The sequence below is a fragment of the Photobacterium sp. R1 genome (assembly GCF_054600795.1).
Genome location: NZ_BAAHZP010000149.1, coordinates 1 through 398, shown reverse-complemented (window position 1 = coordinate 398; position 398 = coordinate 1). Strand labels below are relative to the sequence as shown.

Sequence of the window (398 nt, the reverse complement as noted above, 5' to 3'; positions counted from 1 at the left end):
GAGCAAAGGACATACTGGTCGTTAACCTGACATGGCCGGTGAGCCGGTCTGAAGGCTGCAAGGTCACCGCAATGTGCTCCGCCTGCTCTACCCAAAGCTTGATATCTTTCAGACACTGCTGGCCCGCTGTTGTTAACGCTACTTTCCGTGTGGTTCGCTGTAACAGCCGGGCTTTCATCCATTCCTCCATGGTGGCGATATAGCGGGTCACCATAGAGCGGGACATCTCCAGTCGATCGGCTGTCGTGGTGAAACTTTCGGTTGTGGCGACATCAATAAACACTTTTGCTGCCGTGAGTCTGTCCATTAATTTGTCCGATTTAAGAAACAATGTTGTTGATAATTGATTCTATATCCAATCAAGTTAAATCACTATGATGCATGCCATTCCCAATGAC

The 398-nt window shown here is 48.5% G+C and carries 1 protein-coding gene; it reads right to left on the bottom strand.

Going from position 1 to position 398, the window contains the following annotated elements; translation table 11 throughout:
• Window positions 1-307, bottom strand: a 307-nt coding sequence (locus tag ACYP03_RS24415) for a LysR family transcriptional regulator (RefSeq protein ID WP_459782434.1), incomplete at its 3' end; no start/stop codon positions are given.
• Window positions 308-398 lie beyond the last annotated feature (91 nt).